Source organism: Oerskovia sp. 140933, from assembly GCF_059651515.1.
The window spans coordinates 114,847-138,690 of sequence record NZ_JAMXIO010000001.1; the positions used below are offsets into that span (position 1 = coordinate 114,847).

At 71.7% G+C, this 23,844-nt stretch carries 18 protein-coding genes, 2 tRNA genes and 1 pseudogene; 7 read left to right on the forward strand and 14 right to left on the reverse strand.

Features of this window, described 5'->3' with window-relative positions:
• Positions 1 to 2: 2 nt before the first annotated feature.
• From NHG27_RS00520 to NHG27_RS00535, 4 genes and pseudogenes are all read right to left on the reverse strand, one after another.
• A complete protein-coding gene (locus tag NHG27_RS00520; RefSeq protein WP_497014398.1) occupies positions 3 to 515 on the reverse strand; it encodes a hypothetical protein in 513 nt (170 codons plus the stop codon).
• Between the two features lie 320 nt (positions 516 to 835).
• Positions 836 to 1,609 (reverse strand): annotated as a pseudogene (gene cofE, locus NHG27_RS00525) (coenzyme F420-0:L-glutamate ligase); the annotation flags it as partial.
• Positions 1,610 to 1,656: 47 nt separating this feature from the next.
• Positions 1,657 to 2,655: a TIGR03557 family F420-dependent LLM class oxidoreductase gene (locus NHG27_RS00530; protein ID WP_497014399.1), complete on the reverse strand. Its 999-nt coding sequence runs from the start codon at positions 2,653 to 2,655 to the stop codon at positions 1,657 to 1,659.
• Between the two features lie 113 nt (positions 2,656 to 2,768).
• Positions 2,769 to 4,697 (reverse strand): DUF4914 family protein, encoded by a 1,929-nt coding sequence (locus tag NHG27_RS00535; RefSeq protein WP_193720982.1) that lies wholly within the window; start codon positions 4,695 to 4,697, stop codon positions 2,769 to 2,771.
• 308 nt (positions 4,698 to 5,005) lie between these two features.
• Here NHG27_RS00535 and valS point away from each other — a divergent pair, with 308 nt between their 5' ends.
• Positions 5,006 to 7,741, forward strand: a complete 2,736-nt coding sequence (valS, locus tag NHG27_RS00540; protein ID WP_497014400.1) for a valine--tRNA ligase — start codon at positions 5,006 to 5,008, stop codon at positions 7,739 to 7,741.
• 84 nt (positions 7,742 to 7,825) lie between these two features.
• On the opposite strand, the gene NHG27_RS00545 is transcribed toward valS, so the two are convergent.
• Positions 7,826 to 9,025 carry a baeRF2 domain-containing protein gene (locus NHG27_RS00545; RefSeq protein ID WP_497014401.1) on the reverse strand — a complete coding sequence of 400 codons (1,200 nt, stop codon included), beginning with the start codon at positions 9,023 to 9,025 and terminating at the stop codon, positions 7,826 to 7,828.
• A gap of 108 nt (positions 9,026 to 9,133) precedes the next feature.
• A complete protein-coding gene (locus NHG27_RS00550; RefSeq protein WP_193720985.1) occupies positions 9,134 to 9,487 on the reverse strand; it encodes a chorismate mutase in 354 nt (117 codons plus the stop codon).
• 110 nt (positions 9,488 to 9,597) lie between these two features.
• Between NHG27_RS00550 and NHG27_RS00555 the strand changes: the two genes are divergently transcribed.
• On the forward strand, positions 9,598 to 11,418 hold the full coding sequence (locus NHG27_RS00555) for an AMP-dependent synthetase/ligase (protein ID WP_193720986.1): 1,821 nt from the start codon (positions 9,598 to 9,600) through the stop codon (positions 11,416 to 11,418).
• A 149-nt stretch (positions 11,419 to 11,567) separates the two neighbouring features.
• Here NHG27_RS00555 and clpX read toward each other — a convergent pair whose 3' ends face one another.
• From clpX to NHG27_RS00580, 5 genes are all read right to left on the reverse strand, one after another.
• Entirely contained in the window at positions 11,568 to 12,839 is a 1,272-nt protein-coding gene (gene clpX, locus NHG27_RS00560) for an ATP-dependent Clp protease ATP-binding subunit ClpX (protein WP_193720698.1), read from the reverse strand.
• Between the two features lie 148 nt (positions 12,840 to 12,987).
• Positions 12,988 to 13,704 carry an ATP-dependent Clp protease proteolytic subunit gene (locus NHG27_RS00565; RefSeq protein WP_227748684.1) on the reverse strand — a complete coding sequence of 239 codons (717 nt, stop codon included), beginning with the start codon at positions 13,702 to 13,704 and terminating at the stop codon, positions 12,988 to 12,990.
• Between the two features lie 50 nt (positions 13,705 to 13,754).
• On the reverse strand, positions 13,755 to 14,375 hold the full coding sequence (locus NHG27_RS00570; protein ID WP_377535597.1) for an ATP-dependent Clp protease proteolytic subunit: 621 nt from the start codon (positions 14,373 to 14,375) through the stop codon (positions 13,755 to 13,757).
• Positions 14,376 to 14,700: 325 nt separating this feature from the next.
• Positions 14,701 to 16,089 carry a trigger factor gene (gene tig, locus NHG27_RS00575; RefSeq protein WP_193720697.1) on the reverse strand — a complete coding sequence of 463 codons (1,389 nt, stop codon included), beginning with the start codon at positions 16,087 to 16,089 and terminating at the stop codon, positions 14,701 to 14,703.
• A gap of 315 nt (positions 16,090 to 16,404) precedes the next feature.
• A tRNA-Pro gene (locus NHG27_RS00580) sits at positions 16,405 to 16,478 on the reverse strand.
• 244 nt (positions 16,479 to 16,722) lie between these two features.
• On the opposite strand from NHG27_RS00580, the gene NHG27_RS00585 reads away from it, so the two are divergent.
• The 4 genes from NHG27_RS00585 (at position 16,723) to NHG27_RS00600 (ending at position 20,279) form a co-directional block, all read left to right on the forward strand.
• Positions 16,723 to 16,793: transfer RNA gene (locus NHG27_RS00585), tRNA-Gly, on the forward strand.
• Between the two features lie 644 nt (positions 16,794 to 17,437).
• Entirely contained in the window at positions 17,438 to 18,373 is a 936-nt protein-coding gene (gene cysK / locus NHG27_RS00590; protein WP_497014402.1) for a cysteine synthase A, read from the forward strand.
• A complete protein-coding gene (gene epsC, locus NHG27_RS00595; protein WP_193720695.1) occupies positions 18,373 to 18,978 on the forward strand; it encodes a serine O-acetyltransferase EpsC in 606 nt (201 codons plus the stop codon). The genes cysK and epsC overlap by 1 nt, the downstream gene beginning before the upstream one ends.
• Positions 18,979 to 19,244: 266 nt before the next feature.
• Positions 19,245 to 20,279, forward strand: coding sequence for an LLM class F420-dependent oxidoreductase (locus tag NHG27_RS00600; protein WP_497014403.1), 1,035 nt, complete (start codon positions 19,245 to 19,247; stop codon positions 20,277 to 20,279).
• Positions 20,280 to 20,333: 54 nt separating this feature from the next.
• On the opposite strand, the gene NHG27_RS00605 is transcribed toward NHG27_RS00600, so the two are convergent.
• A complete protein-coding gene (locus NHG27_RS00605; RefSeq protein WP_193720693.1) occupies positions 20,334 to 20,696 on the reverse strand; it encodes an MGMT family protein in 363 nt (120 codons plus the stop codon).
• An 80-nt stretch (positions 20,697 to 20,776) separates the two neighbouring features.
• On the opposite strand from NHG27_RS00605, the gene NHG27_RS00610 reads away from it, so the two are divergent.
• The gene (locus tag NHG27_RS00610; protein WP_497014404.1) at positions 20,777 to 22,117 is read left to right on the forward strand and encodes a GNAT family N-acetyltransferase; all 1,341 of its coding nucleotides are present in this window, start codon (positions 20,777 to 20,779) and stop codon (positions 22,115 to 22,117) included.
• A 110-nt stretch (positions 22,118 to 22,227) separates the two neighbouring features.
• Here NHG27_RS00610 and NHG27_RS00615 read toward each other — a convergent pair whose 3' ends face one another.
• Positions 22,228 to 23,268, reverse strand: coding sequence for an Fpg/Nei family DNA glycosylase (locus tag NHG27_RS00615; protein WP_497014405.1), 1,041 nt, complete (start codon positions 23,266 to 23,268; stop codon positions 22,228 to 22,230).
• Positions 23,269 to 23,334: 66 nt separating this feature from the next.
• Positions 23,335 to 23,793, reverse strand: coding sequence for a ribose-5-phosphate isomerase (locus NHG27_RS00620; protein ID WP_193720690.1), 459 nt, complete (start codon positions 23,791 to 23,793; stop codon positions 23,335 to 23,337).
• Between the last annotated feature and the right edge of the window lie 51 nt (positions 23,794 to 23,844).

Here is a 23,844-nt window from a genome sequence, read left to right on the forward strand (position 1 = left end):
GCTCAGCCAGCACCGCCCGAACGACCGCGGTTCGCCGCCGCAGCATGCCGGATCCGGCGGGTCCGACCGCCCCCGGCGAGGGCGTCCGGGCCGTCGGCACGGGTCGCGGAGCTCGCCGCGCGCAGCTGGAGCCAGTCGGACCAGCACTCGACGTCGAGCCCGTCGCCCAGCGATCGGAGCTCGCCGCCCGATGCGGCGACGGCGCCCGACACGGACTCGAGGATCGCCAGCTCCGCGGCCCGCCGGGCGACGAAGTTGGCCACTGTCCAGTCGCTCGTGAGCCCCACCCAACGCGCCCGCTCGGCGGGCGGGACGAGCTCGAGGGCCACGACGACGGCTCCGCCCGCCATCACGTGGTCGCTGTCGTCGGCCACCGCCCGGAAGAGAGGCTCGAGCGCGCCATGCTGCAGCGCCTTCTGGTACAGCGCCCATCGTGCGTGCTCGTCGGCCAGGTCGCCGGAGAACGCAAGGTCCCGCGCGAGCCGACGGAGCTCCGCCCTCGGTTCCCGCCGCACTACGCGCCCGCCCCAGCAGTCATCGAGCAGGACCTTCCGTTCAGTCGACCACGACCTTGCGGTCGCCAAAACCCTCAGAACGACCACAACCCCGTTCTCGGCACCCGACGTCAGCCCTGTTGAGGATTCCCGGTCCCCTCGCGGAACCCCTCGGTGAACCCGTCCCGGTACCCGTCGGCGTACCCGGCCTCGCGGGCGAGCCGTTCGGCACCGCCGGGCGCAGCACCGCCCGGCGCAGCACCGCCCGGCGCCGCAGCACCGACCGGTGCGCCCACCCCCTGCCTGCCCTCACCGGCAGCGCCCGCACGGCCTGCCGCCACCCCCCGCGCGTACGCCTCGGTGGAGCCCTCGCGGAACATGTCGGTCCCCGAGTCCCGCACGAGCACCCGCGCTCCGGGCCCGTCCTCGTCGGTCACGAACCGCCCGAGCCCGCGCACCACGGCGACGGGTCGCCCTGCGGCCTTGCCGCGGACGAGCTCGGAGGCGGCGGCGATCTGGTCCGCGACCGCCGTCACGGTCACGGACAGCTCACGCCCGTGCGAGTCGACGCCGCCGCGCAGGTCGTCGAGCGCGACCACCCCGGCGACCCCGATCGCCAGGTCGGTGAGCCCTTCTCGCCACGCACGCCCGGCCGTGTCGGACACGACGACCCCGACGCGGACCCCGAACCGTTCCGCGAGCGCCGCCCGCAGAGCACGCGCCGAGGCGTCGGGGTCGACGGGCAGCAGCAGCACGGTGCCCTCGGGGGTGTTGGACGCGTCGACGCCCGCGGCGGCCATGACGAGGCCGAGCCGGTTCTCGACGATCCGCAGCACGCCCCCGGGTGACGGCCGGGTCGCGACGACGCGCACGGTCTCGTCGGTGATCGCCTGCTCGCGGTCGGTGGCCGCGACGACGCGCCCTTCGGCCTTGGACACGACCTTGCTCGTGACGACCACGACGTCGCCGTCGTGCAGCCCGCCCTCGCGGGCGAGCGCGTCGCCCACGATGCGCGCCAGGTCGTCACCGGGCGAGATCTCCCCGATGCCCGACGGCGCCACGACCGTGAAGCGGGTGTCGTCGCTCTCGGGGTGCCCCTCCGCGGGCGACGCCACCGGGTCGGGGCGAGCGGCGCCGTCGGGCAGCGGGACGGACGGGACCGTCACCGGACGAGCTTCGGCAGGACGTCGCGCGAGAACGTGTCGATCCACTCGCGCTGGTTGCGGCCCACGTTGTGGAGGTAGATGCGGTCGAAGCCCAGGTCGACGAACTTCTGGATGTAGGCGCGGTGCACGTCCGGGTCGGACGAGATGACCAGGCGGCCCTCGAAGTCCTCGGGCCGCACGAGCTTGGCCATCTGCTCGAAGTCGAACGGCGAGCGGATGTCGGCCTTGGGGAACTTCATGCCGCCGTTGGGCCACTCGGTCATGGCGTTCGTCAGCGCCTCCTCGTCGGTCTCTGCCCACGACATGTGGAGCTGGAGGACCTTGGGCATGGACTGCGGGTCGCGGCCGGACTCGCGGACGCCGTCGTCGAACTTGCCGAACAGCATCGAGATCTTCTCGAGCGGGGCACCCACGGTGATGAGGCCGTCGGCGTGCTTGCCCGCGCGCTTCGCGGTCACGGGGCCGGCCGTGGCGACGAGGATCTCCGGGGCGACCTCGGGCATGGTCCACAGCCGCGTGGACTCGTGCTTGTAGAACTGCCCCGAGTGCTTGGTGTCCTTGCCCGCGAGCGAGGCGGCGAAGAGCTTCTTGATGATGTCGATGGCCTCGAACATGCGGTTGATGCGCTCGGGGGCCTCGGGCCAGTACTGCGCCGTGACGTGCTCGTTCAGGGCCTCGCCCGAGCCCAGGCCCAGCCAGTGCCGCCCGGGGTACATCGCGGCGAGCGTCGCCGAGGCCTGCGCGACCATCGCGGGGTGCCAGCGGAAGGTCGGTGCCGTGACGCCCGGGCCCAGGTCGCCGCGCGTGCGCTCACCCAGGGCCGACAGGACGTTCCACACGAACGCCGAGTGCCCCTGCGCGGGGACCCACGGCTGGAAGTGGTCCGCTGCCATGACACCCGAGAACCCCTTGCTCTCGGCGTACTCGGAGAGGGCGATGACCTCGGTCGGGTGGAACTGCTCGAGCATGGCGGCGTAGCCGATCGTCAAGTCCATGGACCGACCTTAGTACGGGCACCCCGCTGCCGAGCGCCGGTATCTGATACTTGCCGCAGGACGGCCGCCCGGTCGTGCGGACCGGGCGGCCGTCCTCCTCTCAGCGGGCCTCGTCAGGTGAACAGCGGGGTGAGCGCCGTGTACTCCTCGACCGAGCCGTCGCGCAGGCAGACCTCGATGATCTGGCGACCCAGCGGGTCCAGGTCGTCGGTGAGGAACTCCTGGAGCTCGCTCTTGAAGAAGTCCGTGATGATCCTCGCGCCGGCGTCGTAGGCCTCGACGCCCACCTGCGACTGCATCTCGGGCTTGAGGAACGTCGGGCGCACGAGCTGCCCGTCGATCTTCATCTCCTGGAGCGTGTACCCGAACAGCGGGCACCGCGAGGGGGTCAGCTCCTCGGTGCGGAACTTGCCGCCACCACGGCGTGCCAGGTACTCGCGGGTGAGCCACTCGGCCGCGAAGTCGACCTTGTACGCGCCGATGTGCTGGTTGGGCGTGAGCACGTAGCGCGTGCGGTCCATGTCCACGAGCTGGCGCAGGAGCAGGTTCGCGGCCGCGACCTTGGTGCCCGTGGAGAACGGCCAGTACGACCCGACGCCCTCTGCGACCATGCCGCCGTGGGCCAGCTTGTCGGTCGCCGACTTGGACTCGCCGATCGAGGGGTTCTTGTCTCCGCGCGGGGCGATGAGCCGCCAGATCCACGCGAGCGACGGCGGCACGATGTGCATCATGCCCATGATCCCGTAGGTCGGGTTGTCGCGGGTGCAGGCCGGCATCCGGGCGCCGAAGGTGCGCACGTCGACCTCCTCGGCCCCCGTGACGTCGGTCAGGAGACGACGGGGCACGACCACGCGGGGGTTGGGGCAGCGCTTGCCCGTCGAGTCGAGCGTGTGCTCCCACGGCAGGACGGTCGCGTCCGGGACGCCGTCGATGTTGAAGAAGACGAGCGGCTGGTCGGGGTGGATGCAGGCCCGCTCGAGGTGGGCGTCCTGGCCGTAGCCCGTGAGGTTGTCGACGCGCACGAACCAGCCGTCCTCGGCGTCGGCGACCACGAGGCGCCCCTCGCCGGTCTGCAGGTCGACGTGGCACAGCGTCATGTCGTCGGTCACGGGGTCCAGCGCGCTGGACTCGCCGAGGTTGATGACGTAGGGCTCGTCGGTCACGACGTTGGTGCCCAGCAGGATGCGCCCGTCCTCCTGGCGGCGGATCTCCTGGCACATCTCGGACTTCCCGCCGCCCGACGCGCCCTCGTGCATGATGACGGTCTCGTTCTCGTAGGGGGTCGTGACCCGCACCGACGACGCGTGCGCGGTCACCCACCCCTCCTGCTCGCCGACGTCGAGCAGGACGGAGAAGACGCCCTTCTTGGCGCTGGGGCCCGGGTAGAGGTTGTAGGCGAAGACCTCGTGCAGCGTCTCGGAGCGGTCGTGCACGACGACCTGGCGGCCGTCGAAGTGCGTGTGGCGGAAGGGCGGCGCGACGTAGAGGATCGAGCGCGGCTCGAAGGGCCCGATCTCGTCGAACGTGACCCAGCCCTGCAGGTCCACGAGCGTCAGCGCGAAGAACGCGGAGTTGACGGGGCAGATCGCGAGCGAGGGGTAGCCGTGCGTGAGGCCGCCGGCCTTGAAGGGCACGACGACGAGGTCCTGGCCCGCGAGCCAGTCGAGCGTCTCGGCCTTGACCTGGTCGAACCCGGTCCCGAACACGTCGCGGTAGCGCGGCTTGTCGGTGGGCAGGTCGTCGGCGATGCGCATGCAGTCGGGGTCCCGACGGCGCATGTAGTCCTCGGGGTAGTTCACGGCGATCCCGTTCTTGCAGCGGACCACCTCGGCCTCGGGGACCGGCGTGCCGAACACGTCGTACTCGACCGTGAAGCGCGGGCCTCCCTCGGGGCCGAGCGCGAGCTGGTACAGCTCCTCACGGGAGGCGGGGACGATCACGGTGGCGCACGCATCCAGGGCGGCCTGGACAGCGGGGGGAAGGACCATGCCGGCAGGGATGCTCCCGGTACCGTGCACGGCCACGCTGTCGATCAATGTCATAGCTACTCCTGGGTCGGACCTCGAACGAAGGCGTCGAGTTGATGGGGCGCGTCCACGTACGCCCCCGCCTTTGCTCGAAGGTTACGAGCCGATGACCAACACCGACCAGGGACCTTTGGCCTTTGTTCGTTCGGTAAAACCCCGGGGCGGCAACAGGCGTGCGGCTCACCGGCCCGGCACTCACCGAGGCCCCCGGAGGTTCGCCGACCGGCCTCCCGCGGGCCGCTCGCCGCCGGAGTCCCACCCACCCCGGTCCGGGGAGCGGTGCGTTTCGCAGGTCCCTCCGAGATTCTGGGAGAATGTCGTCCATGAGTTCACCCGCCGAGGGCACCACGCCCGCACCCGCCTCCCAGACCCCCGCCGCACCCGCCCCCGCCGAGGGCACCGAGGTAGTCCGCGCCGTGGTCGGAGAGGTACCGGACAAGGTGAGCCTCGACGGCCTCGAGACCAAGTTCGACGCCGCCTGGACCGAGCAGGGCACCTACTCGTTCGACCGGACGAAGACGCGCGAGCAGGTCTACTCGATCGACACCCCGCCGCCCACCGTCTCCGGCTCGCTGCACGTGGGGCACGTCTTCTCCTACACGCACACCGACGTCGTCGCGCGCTTCCAGCGCATGCGCGGCCGCGAGGTCTTCTACCCCATGGGCTGGGACGACAACGGGCTGCCGACCGAGCGTCGCGTGCAGAACTACTACGGCGTGCGCTGCGACCCGTCGCTGCCGTACATCGAGGGCTACGAGCCCCCGCTCCAGGGAGCCGAGGGCAAGAGCGTCAAGGCCGCCGACCAGCAGCCCGTCTCGCGCCGCAACTTCGTCGAGCTGTGCGAGCGCCTGACGGCCGAGGACGAGGTCCAGTTCGAGGAGCTGTGGCGCCGCCTGGGCCTGTCGGTCGACTGGTCGCACCACTACCAGACCATCGGCGTGCCGGCCCGGATCGTCGCGCAGAAGGCGTTCCTGCGGAACCTCTCGCGCGGCGAGGCGTACCAGTCCGAGGCCCCGGGCCTGTGGGACGTCACGTTCCAGACCGCCGTCGCGCAGGCCGAGCTCGAGGCCCGCGACTACCCCGGGCACTTCCACAAGGTCGCGTTCCACGCCCCGGGCGGCGAGAAGGTCTTCATCGAGACCACGCGCCCCGAGCTGCTCGCGGCCTGCGTCGCGCTCATCGCGCACCCCGACGACGAGCGCTACCAGGGCCTGTTCGGCACCACGGTCACGTCTCCCCTGTTCGACGTCGAGGTGCCCGTGCTGGCGCACCCCGCCGCGCAGATGGACAAGGGCGCGGGCATCGCGATGTGCTGCACGTTCGGCGACCTGACCGACGTCCAGTGGTGGCGCGAGCTGCAGCTCCCGACGCGCTCGATCATCAACCGCGACGGGCGCATCACGCGCGAGACCCCGTCCTGGCTGACGTCCGAGCGTGCGGTCGCGCTGTTCGAGGAGATCGCGGGCAAGACGACGTTCTCGGCGCGCGCGGCCGTCGTCGACGCGCTGCGCGAGTCGGGCGACCTGGACGGCGAGCCCGTCGCGACCCAGCGCAAGGCGAACTTCTTCGAGAAGGGCGACAAGCCCCTCGAGATCGTGACGTCGCGCCAGTGGTACATCCGCAACGGTGGCCGCGACGTGGCGCTGCGCGAGGAGCTGCTCGCGCGCGGCAAGGAGCTGGGCTTCCACCCCGAGTTCATGCAGGTGCGCTACGAGAACTGGGTCGGTGGCCTCAACGGTGACTGGCTCGTCTCGCGCCAGCGCTTCTTCGGCGTCGCCATCCCGCTGTGGTACCCCGTCCTGGAGTCGGGCGAGGTCGACTACGAGCACCCGATCGTCCCGGACGAGTCGCTCCTGCCGATCGACCCGTCCTCCGACGTCCCGGCCGGCTACACGGCCGACCAGCGCGGCGTGCCCGGTGGGTTCGTGGGCGAGCCCGACGTCATGGACACCTGGGCCACGTCGTCGCTGACCCCGCAGATCGCGGGCGGCTGGGAGTCCGACCCTGACCTGTTCGAGCGCGTCTTCCCCATGGACCTGCGCCCCCAGGGCCAGGACATCATCCGCACGTGGCTCTTCTCGACGGTCGTCCGCTCGCACCTCGAGCACGGCTCGCTGCCCTGGTCCAACGCCGCGATCTCGGGCTGGATCCTGGACCCGGACCGCAAGAAGATGTCCAAGTCCAAGGGCAACGTGGTCACGCCCATGGGCCTGCTCGAGGAGCACGGCTCGGACGCGGTCCGCTACTGGGCGGCCTCGGCGCGCCTCGGCACGGACGCGGCCTTCGAGGTCGGCCAGATGAAGATCGGCCGCCGCCTCGCGATCAAGGTCCTCAACGCGTCCAAGTTCGCGCTGTCGTTCGGCGGCAGCGAGATCACGCTCGACCCGTCGCTCGTGACCGAGGCGATCGACCGCTCGATGCTCGCGAGCCTTCTCGAGGTGGTCGCCCGTGCAACCGAGGCGCTCGAGGAGTACGACCACACGCGCGCCCTCGAGGTCACGGAGACGTTCTTCTGGACCTTCTGCGACGACTACCTGGAGCTCGTCAAGGACCGCGCGTACGGCGCAGGGGCCGGGCCCGACGACGTCACTCCCGAGACGCAGTCGGCTCGCGTCGCGCTCGCCCTGGCTCTCGACACGTTGCTGCGCCTCTTCGCGCCCTTCATCCCGTTCGCGACGGAAGAGGTGTGGTCGTGGTGGCGCAAGGGTTCGGTGCACCGTGCGCCGTGGCCCACGACCGCCGAGCTGCTGCCGGCCACGAGCGGCGGCGTCCCCGTCGTCCTCGTGGGCGCGGGCCACGCGCTGGCCGCACTGCGCAAGGTCAAGTCGGAGGCCAAGGTGTCGATGCGCACCCCGATCCTCGCCGTGACGCTGGCCGTCCCCGCGGAGCTCGTCGCGTCGGTCCGGGCCGCCGAGTCCGACATCAAGGGTGCCGGCCGCGTGACCGGGACCTTCGACGTCGTCGAGGCGACCGTGGGCCAGGGCGACCCCGCCGTCCAGGGCGGGATCGTCGTCGTGCACTCCGAGCTCGGCGAGCCCGAGGCCCGCAACCGCGGCTGACGCCCGCACCTGCTGCACGGCACAGGGCCCCGACCGCACGCGCGGTCGGGGCCCTGTCCCGTCACGGGCGCGAGCGACGGGCGGTCACACCATCTCGCCGCGCAGCCTCGCGTCGTCGCCCGACATGGTCGCGGCGACCTCGTTGGGCGTCCCGTCGTCGTTCCACCGCAGGGTCGCGCCGACCCCTTCGATGAGCTCGACGCTGCCGTCGGGCGAGAACGTGAGGCCGGCGTCCTGACCGATCGCGGCCCGGACCAGGGCCACCGTCGCGGGCAGCTCCTCGATCCCCTCGCTCACCCCCAGGTCCGTGATGTCGGAGCGCGCGGACCCGATGTGCAGGGGGCTGGGCCCGATCCACAGCGTCCGACCGTCGAGCTCCGCGTCCTCGCCGTACTCGTCCGCGAGGATCAGCTCCTTGACCTGCCCGCGCGAGAGCACCGCGACCACGTCCTCGAGCGACGTCACCGCGGCCGCCTCCCGGCCCTGCTCCTGCCGGAACTCGGCCAGCACCGACTCCCGACGACGCTCCCGGAAGCTCTCGAGCGCCTCGGTGATCTTCGCCTCGAACGCCGCCTCGTTGATGCCCGGGGCGCGGCCTCCGCCTGCCACCTCGACCACGAGCTCGTCGGTCGCCTTGTTGAGCGCGGCGCGCACGAGGGGCACCGCGCGGACGTCGCCCGTCATGAGGATCACCTCGGGCCGGTGCTCGAGCACCTGCCGGTCGAGCTCCGCGGCGACGGCCTCGGCGTTGCGCTCCCAGGAGTCCTCGGCGCGTGCCTCGATCCGCTTGTGCGACAGGCCGCCCGTGCGGACCTTGTTGATCACGTCGTGACCGCCCTCGACGGACTCGGCGTCGCCGTAGGGCACGTGCCCTCCTGCGACGGACCACGTCAGGTCGGCGCCCTGGCGGTCGACGACGACGCGGACGTAGTCCACGGACTCGTCGGCGGCCCGAGCGGCTTGCAGCAGGGCCGGGACGGGACCCCAGAGCCCCTTGGTGACGGCGGGCGGGTCCTTCAGGACCCGGTCGACGAGGATCCCCTCCTCGTCGGCGATGAGGACGCGGCCGTGCGGGCCGGGCACCCTCGTGGGGAGCAGGACGGACTCCTCGAGCTCGTCGATGATGCTCGCCGGAGCTCCCGCTGCTGCGAGCGTCCGGCGCACTCCCTTCCACCGGTTCTCGACCTCGCGTGCGGTGGCCTCGTCGCCTCGTGTCGCGTCGAAGTAGACGGTCGCGAACGGGCCGGGGTGGCCGAGCAGGGGCTTGAGCCAGTCGATCTTCATGCAGGCACCTCTAGACATCCATCGTCGGAGGGACGGTCGGAGGCCGACCGCCCCGATGTCCTCACCAGCCTGCTGCACGGGCCCGGCGCCCGCCACCCGTGGAGGAGATCAGGAATAGGTGTCGAGCACGGGGACCTCGTCCTGGTGCTCCCGCGCGATCTGCTGGTGGTGCCGGATGACCTCGCTCACGATGAACTCGCGGAACTGCTCGGCGAACGCGGGGTCCAGCCCGGACGCCTGTGCGATGCCCGTGAGCCTCGCGATCTGCTGCTGGTCCCGGGCCGGGTCTGCGGGCGGGAGACCACCCTGGGCCTTGAGCTCTCCCACGCGGCGCGTGAACTTGAAGCGTTCCGCGAGCAGGTGCACGAGGGCCGCGTCGATGTTGTCGATGCTCTCTCGTAGGCTGAGGATCTCTGCGGGGACGGGGCGGGGGGCCGCGGCGGGGGCGTGGGGGTCGCTCATCCGACGATCCTAAGCACCGGGGCGCGCACCCGGGTCCTGACCCGCGGAACGTGGGACGCCCGGTACGCAGTAAAATCGGACGTTGCCCCACCACTCAGCGGAGAGTTGACATGACCGAATTCGCGTCGCCGAGCCTCGTCGAGGTACCGGCCACCAGCAGCATCAGCACGCTTCTCACCGACCGCGTCGAGCGGTCCGGGGACGACGCGGTGATCGAGCGACGCCTCACGCCGGGCGGCCCCTGGGAGCCCGTGACCGCGCGCGCCTTCGACGACGACGTGGTCACCGTGGCCCGCGGCCTCGCCGCGCGCGGCGTGCAGGCCGGTGACCGGGTCGCCATCATGTCGCGCACCCGCTACGAGTGGACGCTGCTCGACTTCGCCGTCTGGGCCGCCGGCGGCGTGCCCATCCCGGTCTACGAGACCTCGTCCGCCGAGCAGGTCGAGTGGATCCTGTCCGACTCCGGCGTCAGCGTCGTGCTCGTCGAGACGTCCGCGCACGCCCAGATCGTCGAGAGCCTCCGTGCGCGGCTCCCGCTCCTGCGCGAGGTCCTCGTGATCGACGACGGCGCGGTCGACGACCTGCGTGCCGGCGGTGACGACGTCCCCCGGGAGGAGATCGACTCCCGCCGCGCCGCGACCGGCCGTGACGACCTGGCGACCATCATCTACACCTCGGGGGCGACGGGCCGCCCCAAGGGCGTGGAGCTCACGCACCTGAACTTCGTGCACCTGACCCGCAACGGCGTCGCCGGGCTGGCAGAGATCGTCGCGACGCCCGACGCCCGCACGCTCCTCTTCCTGCCCCTCGCGCACGTCTTCGCGCGGTTCGTCCAGGTCGTGTGCATCGCGTCGCCCACGGCTGTCCTGGCGCACAGCTCCGACATCAAGAAGCTCGTGCCGGACCTGGGCTCGTTCCGGCCGACCTTCCTCCTGGCCGTGCCCCGCGTGTTCGAGAAGGTCTACAACGCCGCCGAGCAGAAGGCCGGAGCCGGCGCCAAGCGTCGGATCTTCCACTGGTCGGCCAAGGTCGCCATCACGTACTCGCGCGCGCTCGACTCCGCCGCGGGGCCGTCGATCGTCCTCAAGACCCAGCACGCGCTCGCTGACCGGCTCGTGTTCGGCTCGATGCGCACGGCTCTCGGTGGCGACCTCACGCACTCGATCTCAGGTGGCGCGCCGCTCGGCGAACGGCTGGGGCACTTCTTCCGCGGCATCGGCCTCACGATCCTCGAGGGCTACGGACTCACCGAGACCACGGCCCCCTGCGCCGTGAACCCGCCCAGCCGCCTCAAGATCGGCACCGTCGGCCCCGCGTTCCCCGGCACGGCGCTCAAGGTCGACGCCGAGGGCGAGCTGTTCGTCAAGGGCGACCACGTCTTCCGCGGCTACCACAACCAGCCCGAGCTGACGGCCGAGGTGTTCCAGGACGGCTGGTTCCGCACGGGCGACCTGGCCTCGCTCGACGAGGACGGCTACCTGCGGATCACGGGCCGCAAGAAGGAGATCATCGTGACGGCCGGCGGCAAGAACGTCGCCCCCGCCCAGCTCGAGGACCGTCTGCGCGCCCACCCGCTCGTGAGCCAGGTCGTCGTGGTGGGCGACCAGCGGCCGTTCATCGGCGCGCTCGTCACGATCGACCCCGAGATGCTCCCCGGCTGGCTCACGACGCACGGCCTGCCGCCCATGGACGTCACGACCGCGGCCACGGACCCGACCGTGCTCGCGGCCCTCGACCGGGCCGTGACGCGCGCGAACGAGGCGGTGTCCCGCGCGGAGTCCATCCGCAAGATCCAGGTGCTCACGACGGACTTCACCGAGCAGAACGGCTACCTGACGCCCTCGCTCAAGGTCAAGCGCCCCCTCGTGCTCCGGGACTTCGCCTCGACCATCGACGACCTGTACGGCGCCCCCGCGAACGCGGACGCCTGACGCCGTCCTCGGGCCGGGGGCGGGCCGGGCCGGCCACCGTCACGGCCCGCCCCCGCCCCGCCCGAGGACGGCCCCGGCACGACAAAGGGCCCCGGCACGACGAAGGGCCCCGGAACCGATGTTCCGGGGCCCTTCCTCGTCGGTGCGTCCTACGCGCTCTTCTCGCGCGGTGCTCGCTTGATCGCGGCCCGCGGGACGAGCGTGGGGTTCACGTTGTCGAGCACGGCCTCGCGGGTGATGACCACGCGTTCGACGTCGTCCCGGCTGGGGACGTCGAACATTGCCTGCTGGAGGACCTCCTCCATGATGGCCCGGAGCCCGCGGGCACCGGTCCCCCGCAGGAGGGCCTGGTCCGCGATGGCGCTGATCGCGTCGTCCTCGAACTCGAGCTCGACGCCGTCGATCTGGAACATGCGCTGGTACTGCTTGACCAGCGCGTTGCGCGGCTCGGTCAGGATGCGGACGAGCGCCTCCTGGTCGAGCTTGGCGACCGACGTGATGATGGGAAGACGCCCGATGAACTCGGGGATGAGCCCGTACTTCTGCAGGTCCTCGGGTCGCACCTCGGCGAAGAGGTCCGCTTCCTCGTGCGTGTCCATGGGGGCACCGAACCCGACCCCGCGCTTGCGCGAGCGGGTCGCGACGATCTCGTCGAGCCCCGCGAACGCGCCTGCCACGATGAACAGCACGTTGGTCGTGTCGATCTGGATGAACTCCTGGTGCGGGTGCTTGCGCCCGCCCTGCGGCGGCACCGAGGCCGTGGTGCCCTCGATGATCTTCAGCAGGGCCTGCTGCACGCCCTCGCCCGACACGTCTCGCGTGATCGAGGGGTTCTCCGACTTGCGGGCGACCTTGTCGACCTCGTCGATGTAGATGATGCCCGTCTCGGCCTTCTTGACGTCGTAGTCAGCGGCCTGGATGAGCTTGAGGAGGATGTTCTCCACGTCCTCACCGACGTACCCGGCCTCCGTGAGCGCCGTCGCGTCCGCGATCGCGAACGGCACGTTGAGCATCTTCGCGAGCGTCTGCGCCAGGTACGTCTTGCCGGTGCCCGTGGGGCCGATCAGCAGGATGTTCGACTTGGCGATCTCCACCTGGGACTCGTCCGTGGCGCGCGTGTGCTCGCCCGCCTGGATCCGCTTGTAGTGGTTGTACACGGCAACGGCCAGCGCTCGCTTGGCGGCGTCCTGGCCGATGATGTACTGCTCGAGGAAGTCGAAGATCTCGCGGGGCTTGGGGAGCTCCACGAGCCCGAGCTCCGCCGCCTCCGACAGCTCTTCCTCGATGATCTCGTTGCAGAGCTCGATGCACTCGTCGCAGATGTACACGCCGGGGCCCGCGATGAGCTTCTTGACCTGCTTCTGGGACTTGCCGCAGAAGGAACACTTCAGCAGGTCTGCACCATCTCCGATCCGAGCCACTACCAGCCTCCTAGCCTCGGTCTTGCTGCTGCGCCGGGACTGAGGCCCCTGCGATCTGGACGACACGCGCCGACCTACCCACCATTGCACACCACCGGGGGCCCGTTGTCAGCCGGGCACCCCGGTGGGTCGGGAGGAAATGTCGAGATCAGGGCTTGTTCTGGATGACCGGCTTGCGGCTCTCCAGGACCTGGTCGACCAGGCCGTACTCCATGGCCTGCTTGGCGGTGAGGATCTTGTCGCGCTCGATGTCCGAGCGGACCTGCTCGACGTCGCGACCCGAGTGCATGGCCAGGGTGTCCTCGAGCCACTCGCGCATGCGGATGAGCTCGTTCGCGTGGATCTCGATGTCCGAGGCCTGGGCGTAGCCGCCGCCCTCCATCGCGGGCTGGTGGATCAGCACGCGGGCGTTGGGCAGCGCGAGGCGCTTGCCGGGCTGGCCGGCTGCGAGCAGCACGGCCGCGGCGGACGCCGCCTGGCCCAGGCACACGGTCTGGATCTGCGGCTTGATGTACTGCATGGTGTCGTACAGCGCCGTCATGGCCGTGAACGAGCCGCCGGGCGAGTTGATGTAGAGGATGATGTCGCGGTCCGGGTCCTGGCTCTCCAGGACGAGGAGCTGCGCCATGACGTCGTCGGCGGACGCGTCGTCGACCTGGACGCCCAGGAAGATGATGCGGTCCTCGAACAGCTTGGTGTACGGGTCCTGGCGCTTGAAGCCGTAGGCCGTGCGCTCCTCGAACTGCGGGAGCACGTAGCGCGAGGACGGCGCGCCGTGCGGGAGGGCGATGCCGCCGCCGGCGCCCGCGCCCGCGAGGCGCTGAGCGGTCGAGATGTACTGCGATTCCTGGCTTGCGTAGCTCAAGGTATCTCCTCGGGTGGGATCGTGGATGGGGGGCCGGGTCGTCGGTGAGCTCAGCTGCTCGCCGTGCCGCCGCCACCCGTCACCGACGAAGCGTTCGTCACGACGTGGTCGATGAAGCCGTACTCGAGGGCTTCGGGCGCCGTGAACCAGCTGTCACGGTCGTTGTCCTTGAGGATCTTCTCGAGCGGCTGGCCGGTCTGCTCGGCCGTGAGCTCGGAGAGCACCTTCTTCATGTGCATGATGAGCTGCGCGTTGATGCGCACGTCGGTCGCCGTGCCGCCGATGCCGCCCGAGGGCTGGTGCATCATGACGCGGGCGTGGGGCGTCGCGTAGCGCTTGCCCTTGGTGCCCGAGGAGAGCAGGAACTGGCCCATCGAGGCCGCCATGCCCATCGCGATGGTCGCGACGTCGGGCTGGATGTACTGCATGGTGTCGTAGATCGCCATGCCGGCCGTGATCGACCCGCCGGGCGAGTTGATGTAGAGCCAGATGTCCTTGTCGGGGTCCTCGGCAGCGAGCAGCATCATCTGGGCGCAGATGGCGTTCGCGTTCTCGTCGCGCACCTCCGAGCCCAACCAGATGATGCGCTCCTTGAGCAGCCGGTTGTAGATGGAGTCGTTCAGGCCGAGTCCCGGCCCCTCGGCTCGTGCCACCGGAAACTGATCGCTCACGTCCATCTCCTTCGTCGTTCCCTCGTCGCTCGCGACGCTCGAACGTCGCGGCTGGTCGGTTCGTCCGTCGTGGACGGTCTCACCGTTGTTGTGACCCTAACGCGGGCGGGGAGCGGAAACCGTCCCGATATCCGGGGTTTTCGCTGTCGGCGCAGGAAGGCCTCCCCTGCCGCCCGACGGCGCCGCTCACCGCCCCTTTGCCGCCGCACCGTGCGGCTGGTCGCCCGCGGACCGGATGCGACGACGGCCCCCGCCTCCGCGCGGAGGTGAGGGCCGTCGTCGGGCTCGGTGGGTGGTGCCGGGACCGAGCCGGGGACCGGGAAGGTCAGGCCTTGTCGGCTGCTGCCTCGTCCTCGGAGACGACCTCGATGCCCTCTTCGTCCGTGATGTCGGTGACGTCCTCACCGGCAGCGGCGGCCGCGGCGTCAGCGGCAGCGTCCTCCTCGTCCGACCCGATGAACTCGCTCAGGTCCACGACGTTGCCCTCGGTGTCCTTGACCTCGACCTGGCGCAGGGCCACGGCGAGCGACTTGGAGCGGGCGACCTCGCCGACCATGGCGGGGATCTGACCGCCCTGGTCGAGCGACTGGATGAACTGGTTCGGGTCCATGCCGTACTGGCGCGACGCGTTGACGAGGTAGTCCAGGAGCTCGTTCTGGGCGACCTTGATGTTCAGCTGCTCCGCGAGCGTGTCGAGGAGGATCTGGTTCTTGAGCGCGTTGGTCGCGTCGACCTCGACCTCGGCACGGTGCGCGTCGTCCTCGAGACGACCCTCGGACTCGAGGTGGCGGTGCACCTCGGCCTCGACAGCGCCCTGGGGAACGGGGATCTCGGTGTTCTCGACGAGGTACTTGACCAGGGCGTCACGCGCCTCGACGGCCTGGTTCGAGGTCTTGATGCTCGCGACCTGCTCGCGCAGGTCCGCCTTGAGCTCCTCGATGGTGTCGAACTCGGACGCCAGCTCGGCGAACTCGTCGTCGGCCTCGGGGAGGTCGCGCTGCTTGACCGAGGTGGCCGTGACGGTGACCTCGGACTCCTTGCCCTCGTGGTCGCCACCCGCGAGCGGCGCCTTGAAGGTCGTGGTCTCGCCGGCCGACAGGCCCGTGAGCGCCTCGTCGAGGCCCTCGAGCATGTTGCCCGAGCCGATCTGGTAGCTGATGCCGGAGACCGAGTCGATCTCCTCGTCGCCGATCACGGCCTTGAGGTCGATGACGACGAAGTCGCCCTCGGCTGCGGGACGGTCGACGCCGACCAGCGTGCCGAAGCGCTCGCGCAGCGCGTCGAGGCGCTCGGCGATGTCGTCGGCGGAGACCTCTGCGGCCTCGACCGTGAGCTGCACGGAGTCGAGCGCGGGGATCTCGATCTCCGGGCGGACCTCGACCGTGGCCGTGAAGTGCAGCGAGCCCTCGGCGTCGAGCGGGACCTCGGTCACCTCGACGTCGGGCTGGCCGAGCGGGCGGATGCCCGTCTCGTTGACGGCCTGGCGGTAGAAGCCGGAGAGGCCGTCGTTGATGGCGTGCTCGAGCACGGCAGCACGACCGACGCGCTGGTCGATGATGCGCGCGGGGATCTTGCCCTTGCGGAAACCGGGGACGTTCACCTGCTCCGCGATGTGCTTGTAGGCGTGGTCGATGCTCGGCTTGAGCTCGTCGTACTCCACCTCGACGGTCAACTTGACCTTGGTGGGGTCCAGGGTCTCGACGGCGCTCTTCACTTCGATGATCTCCAACTGATCGGGGAGCCGACGTGCGGCAACGGGGTGCGTGCATGTCCCGCCGGTTGCAGCGGGACCTGTTCGAACGTTGATCGATCGGTGGCAGACGCTGACGTCTGGTCGATCGCGTCGCCTCGAGCGGTGCGGCGGGACCCTCGGAGGGCCTCCGCCGGAAAGGGCGCACGGACAACCCGTCCATGGTACGCCACGCCTCGTGGCCGCGGGTCCGCGGACGCCTCCCGAGGCGAGGAGGAGGGGCGGACGACGAAGGCCCCCGACGCCGCGCAGGTGCGAGGTCGAGGGCCTTCGTGCTCGTCGGGGTGACAGGATTTGAACCTGCGACCTTCCGCTCCCAAAGCGGACGCGCTACCAACCTGCGCCACACCCCGAAGGAGACGCCGCCCGGGGGCGACGAGCGGTGGAAGCACGGGGAAGGACCCGCCGTGGACCACCGGCAACGGCTCAGTGTACGGGGTTCCGCGCCGCGCCGGGTGCACCGCCCGGCGCACCGCCCGGCCGTCGGGCGGCGTCGTCGACCTGCTGGAGCGCCTGCCAGGTGCCGAGTCCCGCGACCGGCCCGACCTTTGCTAAGGTAGCGCCGCAGCCCTCGCCACCACGGTGAGGTTCCTCTGCGCGGATGTAGCTCAATGGTAGAGCCTCAGTCTTCCAAACTGATCACGCGGGTTCGATTCCCGTCATCCGCTCCGCAGCACGACGGCGGCCCTGGTTCTCCGGGGCCGCCGTCGTCGTCTTCGCTCGACGAACCTGCCGGACGACCTGTCCGCGCGGCCGCAGCCGGGCTCCGGCGGGAGGACAGCCGGGCCCCTCGCGCGGGAAGAGATGTCGGCCTCGTGACGTTGGGTCGACATGCCCCCTTTCCAGGGTCCGCCCCTCGCCCCCGTCTCACCCCCGCCCCCTCGCCTCCCCGCCGGGCGCGGCCGCACCTCGGGCAGGGGCGGCACGGCCCCGACGACCAGGATGAGACGGCATTGCAGCGCGCTGCACGGGCCGATAGCCTCGGGCCAGGCACCATGACTCCGCAGGGCGCCGCGCCGGAACGGCTGCGGACCGCGACTGCGGGCAAGGACGACACAGGACGAGGAGGGCGACCATGACCACGCGTCACGTCCCCTCCCCCGCGGTGAGCACCCCCGCATCCTTCCTGTCCTGTTGTCCGTGTCGCACCTGTCGCTAGAGCGCCCCTTCCCCGCAGGCGGCGCTCCACCCGACGACAGGCCCGTGGCGCGTCGCCTGCCCGGTGCAGCCCCGTGCCACCCCCGCACAGCTCCCGCTGATCCCCCTCGGTCCCGGTTCTCCACCGCAGGCCACCAACGATGAAGAGGAAGTCATGGCACGCATCTACGACGACGTCACGAAGCTCGTCGGCAACACGCCCCTCGTCCGCCTGAACAAGCTCACCGAGGGCCTCGGCGCCACGGTCGTGGGCAAGCTCGAGTTCTACAACCCCGCGAACTCGGTCAAGGACCGCATCGGCGTCGCGATCATCGACGCGGCGGAGGCCTCCGGTGAGCTCAAGCCGGGCGGCACCGTCGTCGAGGCGACCTCGGGCAACACGGGCATCGCCCTGGCCATGGTCGGCGCGGCCCGCGGCTACGACGTCGTGCTCACGATGCCCGAGACCATGTCCAAGGAGCGCCGCGCCCTGCTGCGCGCGTTCGGCGCCGAGCTCATCCTCACGCCGGGCTCCGAGGGCATGAAGGGTGCGGTCAACAAGGCCGACGAGATCGTGGCCGAGCGCGAGGGCGCCATCCTGGCGCGCCAGTTCGCCAACGAGGCCAACCCGGCGATCCACCGCGCCACGACGGCCGAGGAGATCTGGGCCGACACCGACGGCGAGGTCGACATCGTGGTGGCCGGCATCGGCACCGGCGGCACCATCACCGGGGTCGGTCAGGTCCTCAAGGAGCGCAAGCCGAGCGTCCAGATCGTCGCGGTCGAGCCCGAGGAGTCCGCGATCCTCAACGGCGGCGCCCCCGGCCCGCACAAGATCCAGGGCATCGGGGCGAACTTCGTCCCCGAGATCCTCGACACCACCGTGTACGACGAGGTCATCGACATCAACGCCGAGACCGCGGTCGAGTACGCGCGTCGCGCCGCCAAGGAGGAGGGCCTCCTCGTGGGCATCTCGTCCGGCGCCGCGATCGCGGCCGCGCTGCGGCTCGCGGAGCGTCCCGAGAACGCGGGCAAGCTGATCGTCGTGATCATCCCGTCGTTCGGTGAGCGCTACCTGACCTCCGTGCTGTACGCCGACCTGCTGGACTGATGAGACCTCCCAGTCCCCTGCGACGCTTCCTGAGGGTTCTCAGGGAGGACCTCGAGGCCGCCCGCCACCGCGATCCCGCGGCGCGGAACGGCCTCGAGGTCGCGCTCATCTACCCGGGGCTGCACGCCGTGTGGACGTACCGGCTCACGCACCGCATGTGGCGCGAGCCGGCCCTGCGGCTGCCCGCCCGGATCATCGCCCAGGTCGCCCGGGCCGCGACGGGTGTGGAGATCCACCCGGGGGCGAAGATCGGGCGGCGCCTGTTCATCGACCACGGCATGGGCGTGGTCATCGGGGAGACGGCCGTCGTGGGCGACGACGTGCTGCTCTTCCACGGCTCGACGCTCGGTGGTCGCTCGATGAAGCGCGGCAAGCGGCACCCGACCCTGGGCGACCGCGTGGTCGTGGGCGCCGGGGCCAAGATCCTCGGTCCGGTCTGGGTCGGGGACGACGTCCAGGTCGGCGCCAACGCCGTGGTGGTCAAGGACGTGCCCGCAGGGTCGGTGGCCGTGGGGGTCCCGGCCCGCAACCGTGTCCCGCAGCCCGTCCCGGCACCTGCCGAGCCCGCCGAGGACCCGTCCCTGCTCATCGAGTACGTGATCTGAGCCCTGCCCTCCTCCCTCTGGTGCGGGGCAGCCGTCGTGGATCGCCCTGACCGGCGACGGCCGCTCTGCACCCAGGACCTCCTCCGGTGCGCCCTGTGCCGGCGCCCGACGCGTCGCGAGCCGTCCGCCGTGGCGAGCGGCGCCGTCGGGCACGGTAGATTGAGCCGCGGTTCCCAGGACTCCCGGTCCTAAGAACCTCGCTCGACCCACGTCGGGCCGCGGACCCGTCCGCACCTCAGCGCCGAGGAACACACGAGGAGAACGCCATGCGCATCGGCATCCACACCGGCTACTGGTCCGCCGGACCCCCGCCCGGCATCCAGGAGGCGATCGTCGCCGCGGACCGCCTGGGCGTCGACTCGGTCTGGACCGCCGAGGCCTACGGCTCGGACGCCTTCACCCCGCTCGCCTGGTGGGGCTCGCACACCTCACGCATCCGGCTCGGCACCGCGGTCGCGCAGATGTCCGCACGCACCCCCACCGCGACCGCCATGGCCGCCCTGACGCTCGACCACCTCTCGGGCGGGCGGGCGATCCTCGGGCTGGGCGTCTCCGGCCCGCAGGTCGTCGAGGGCTGGTACGGCCAGCCCTACCCCCGCCCCCTGGCCCGCACGCGCGAGTACGTCGAGATCGTGCGCGAGGTGATCGCCCGCCAGGGCCCCGTGACGTACGACGGCCGGTTCTACCAGCTCCCCCTCACGGGCGAGGGGACGACCGGGCTCGGCAAGGCGCTGCGCTCGACCGTGCACCCCCTGCGCCCCGAGATCCCGGTCCACCTCGCGGCCGAGGGCCCCAAGAACATCTCGCTCGCGGCGGAGGTCGCGGACGGCTGGCTCCCCCTGTTCTACAGCCCCCGCATGGACCCGATGTTCCGCGGGCTGCTCGACGAGGGCTTCGCCAAGCGCTCGGCCGAGCGCTCCCCCGCAGCCGACTTCGAGGTCTCGGCGACCGTCCCGGTCGTGGTGGCCGACGACGTCGAGCAGGCCGCCGACAAGGTGCGGCCCTTCATCGCGCTCTACGTGGGCGGCATGGGCGCCAAGGGCGCGAACTTCCACCGGGACGCGCTCGACCGGCTCGGCTACTCGGACGCGTGCGACGAGATCCAGGCGCACTACCTCGCGGGCCGCAAGGCCCAGGCCGTCGCGGCCGTCCCGACCGCGCTGGTCGAGGACGTCGCGCTCGTCGGCCCCGCCGAGAAGATCGCCCGTGACCTCGAGCCGTGGCGCAGGACCGCGGTCACCACGCTCCTGGTCCAGGGAGACCCGACGGCGGTGCGCACCGTCGCAGGGCTGCTCGCCTGACCGCGTCGCCGGGTGCGGAGCGGATGTCGCAGCACGACGGCACCGCCTCCGCACTCAGCGCGGCGGCTCCGGGAACCAGACCGCTCGACGCAGGTCGACCCGCTCGCCGCCCGGCCGCAGGGGGCACCCCTCGGCCCGCAGGTTCGTCAGCGCGGTCCCCAGGTGGTGGGCCGGGGGCGAGCCCGCGGCGTTGACGACCCGCCACCACGGCAGCCCGGGGCCGCCCGGGCCGTCACCGTCGGAGGTCGCGAGTACCTGGCCCACCTGACGCGGGCCGCCGCGGCCCAGCGACTCCGCGACGATCTCCGCCACGAGCCCGTAGGTCATGGCCCGCCCGGGCGGGATCGACTCGACGAGGGTCAGCACGGCGTCCGCGTACTCCCGGCGCGCGACGTCCGGGTCCGTCTCCTGGTCCACCGGGCGAGCGTACCCGCGCCCCTCCCGCGCCGCGACGAATTCCCCTGGCCCCTCCCCCTCCACCCCGGGAGGATGAGTCCATGACCGAACGCTCGCCCCGCCCCCTGCCCACCGGCTACCGCCTCGCACCCCTGACCGAGGCGGACAAGCGTGCCGTCCTCGACGTCGACACCTGGGCCTTCCCCTCGGAGATCGACCTCGACGAGCAGGTCCAGCACCCGCTTCCGCTCACGTGGTCGCGCACGTTCGGGGTGGTCGTCGACCGTGAGGACCCCGACGCCGTCCCGCTCGACGGCGCGGTCCCCACCGTGAGGGAGCTCGCGGCCATGCACGCCTCGTACCCCTTCGCCGAGTTCCCCGTGCCGGGTGGGACGCTGCCGGTGAGCGGTCTGACCTGGGTGGGCGTGCACCCGCAGCACCGTCGACGCGGGATCCTCAGCGCCATGATCGACGTGCACTTCGACCAGGCGCTGGCCGCGGGCGAGCCCGTCTCGGCGCTGTTCGCGGCCGAGGCGCCGATCTACGGGCGGTTCGGCTACGGTCAGGCCGCGCAGGACCTGCGCCTGACCATCCCGCGGGGCGCGGCCCTGCGGGACGTCGCGGGTGCCGACGAGCACACCGTGCGCATCGAGAAGGCGGACCGGGCCCGGCACGGTGAGCTGGTCGACACCCTGCACCGTGCGGCGGGTGCCGACCCGGGCGGTCACGGCACGGGCGTCAACCGGCCCGGCTGGGTCACGCGCGAGTCCCCCGAGCTCCAGGAGGCCTGGTGGTCCGACCCGGTGGCGTTCCGCCGCGGCCGCGAGTCGCAGCGCATCGTCGTCGTCGAGCGTGACGGTGAGCCGCGCGGCTACGCGACGTTCCGACGCAAGCTCTCGTGGGAGACCACGGGACCGCGTGGCACGGTCAGCACGGGAGAGGTCGTCGCGCTCGACGCCGCGGCCGCGCGCGCCCTGTGGGGCGTCCTGACCGATCTCGACCTGACGAGCGAGGTCGAGCCGTTCATGATCCCCGTCGACGACGCCGTCACCCATCTCCTGGTGAACCCCCGGGCGGCGGCGGCGCGGGTGGCCGACAACCTGTGGGTCCGCGTGCTCGACGTGCCCGCGGCCCTCGCCGGGAGGCGGTACGCGGGCGACGTCGACGTCGTCCTGCACGTCACGGACGAGCGCGTCCCGGACAACGCCGGGCACTGGCGCCTACGGGCCCAGGCCTTCGAGGAGGCGACGTGCGACCGCACCGACGACCCCGCCGACGTGTCGCTCGGCGTGCGCGAGCTGGGCGCGGCGTACCTGGGCGGGGTCTCGCTCGCCTCGCTGGCCACCGCGGGGCTGGTGACCGAGCAGCGTCCGGGAGCCCTCGCGCCGGCGAGCGCCGCGTTCGGGTGGCCCGTGGCGCCGGTGTCGAGCTGGGTGTTCTGACGGCGCCGCGCCGGGTGCGCGGTCCGGCGCGGACGCCCCGGGCGTGCCGCGACCGAACCAGGCACCCGGCGACCGGTGAGGGCGCGCTCAGCGGCCGGTGAGGGCGCGGCTCACCGCTGGCACGTCGGGCACCAGTAGAGCTTGCGCCCGGCGAGGTCCTTCATGAGCACGGGCGTCGCGCACACGCGGCACGGCAGACCGTCGCGGTGGTACACGTAGAACGCCTGGTCGGGCGGCACGGCCCCGGCGGAGCCGTCGGTGTTCTGCCGGACGGTCCGGCGCTCGCCGGGGCGAGGCGCTGCGCCCGGGTGCGCGGCGCCGTCGGGCAGGCGGTCCTGCGGGCGCGTCGTGACGATCGCGCCCGTCGCGGCGCCGTCGCGCATGAGGACGACCAGGTCCTCCCAGATCGCCCGCAGCGTCTCGGCGGGCACGTCGCGCCCTGCCGCGAGCGGGTCGAGGCCCGCACGGAACAGCGCCTCGGCGCGGTAGATGTTGCCCACCCCCGCGATGACGTCCTGGTTCATGAGGAGCTGTCCGACGCTCGTGCGCGAGCGTCGCACGGCCGTCACGAAGCGGTCGGGGCCGCCCGCCGGAGCGGGGTCGTCACGGATCGGGTCAGGCCCCAGCCGGGCCTCGACCGCGCGCACCTCGTCGGCGGACACGACCTCGCACGCCGTGGGACCGGTCAGGTCCGCGACGGCGTGCTCACCGACCAGCCGCACCCGTACCGCCCCGCGGGGCGGCGGAGGAGCCCAGTCCTCGTCCGACGTCGCGAGCGGCTCGAGCGGCCCGGCGGGGATCGAGTCGCGCTCACCGATGCGCCGGCGGGGCGCACCGATCGCGTGCACGACGGCGGAGCTCCCGTCACCCGCGAACGTCCAGGCCCCGTAGAGGCCCAGGTGGACGCGCAGCCAGCGCAGGTCGTCGTCGGGACGCGGCCCCTCGGCCCGCGTGGCAGGGTCCACGGACGGGTCCGCGAAGCCCAGGAAGAGCTGCTTGCCCCAGGCGCGCGAGGCGGCCAGGCGCGAGCCGTCGAGCAGGGCCGCCCCGGCCGTGAACCGACCCTGCGGGCTCGACACGGCCAGGACCTGGCCCGTGAAGAGCTCGGCGAACGTGCGGGCGAGGCGGTGGACGGTGTGGCCCTCAGGCATGGGTCGCACCGCCCGGCCCGCGCACGCGGGAAGACGCCAACAGCCCGCGCACGGTGCGGACGGACCTCACGCCTGGTGGCGCGACGCCTCGTAGGCGGCGAGCTGGTCGATGCGGCGCTGGTGGCGCTCGTCACCGCTGAAGGGCTCCGCGAGGAACGCGTCGACGAACGACGTCGCCTCCTCGACCGTGTGCTGACGCCCGCCGACCGAGATGACGTTGGCGTCGTTGTGCTGCCGGGCCAGCCTCGCGGTGTCGAGGTTCCAGGCCAGCGCTGCACGCACGCCGTCGACCTTGTTGGCCGCGATCTGCTCGCCGTTGCCCGAGCCGCCGATCACGACGCCCAGGCTCCCCGGCTCCGCGACGACGGCCTCGCCGGCCGCGATGCAGAACGACGGATAGTCGTCGAGGGCGTCGTACTCGTGGGCGCCGTGGTCCACGACGTCGTGGCCCGAGCTCTCGAGGTGCGTGACGAGGTGAGCCTTGAGCTCGTACCCCGCGTGGTCCGCTGCAATGTGAACGCGCATGCCCCCATCATCCCCGACGCCGCTCCCGGATGCGTGCACGCTCGCATAACC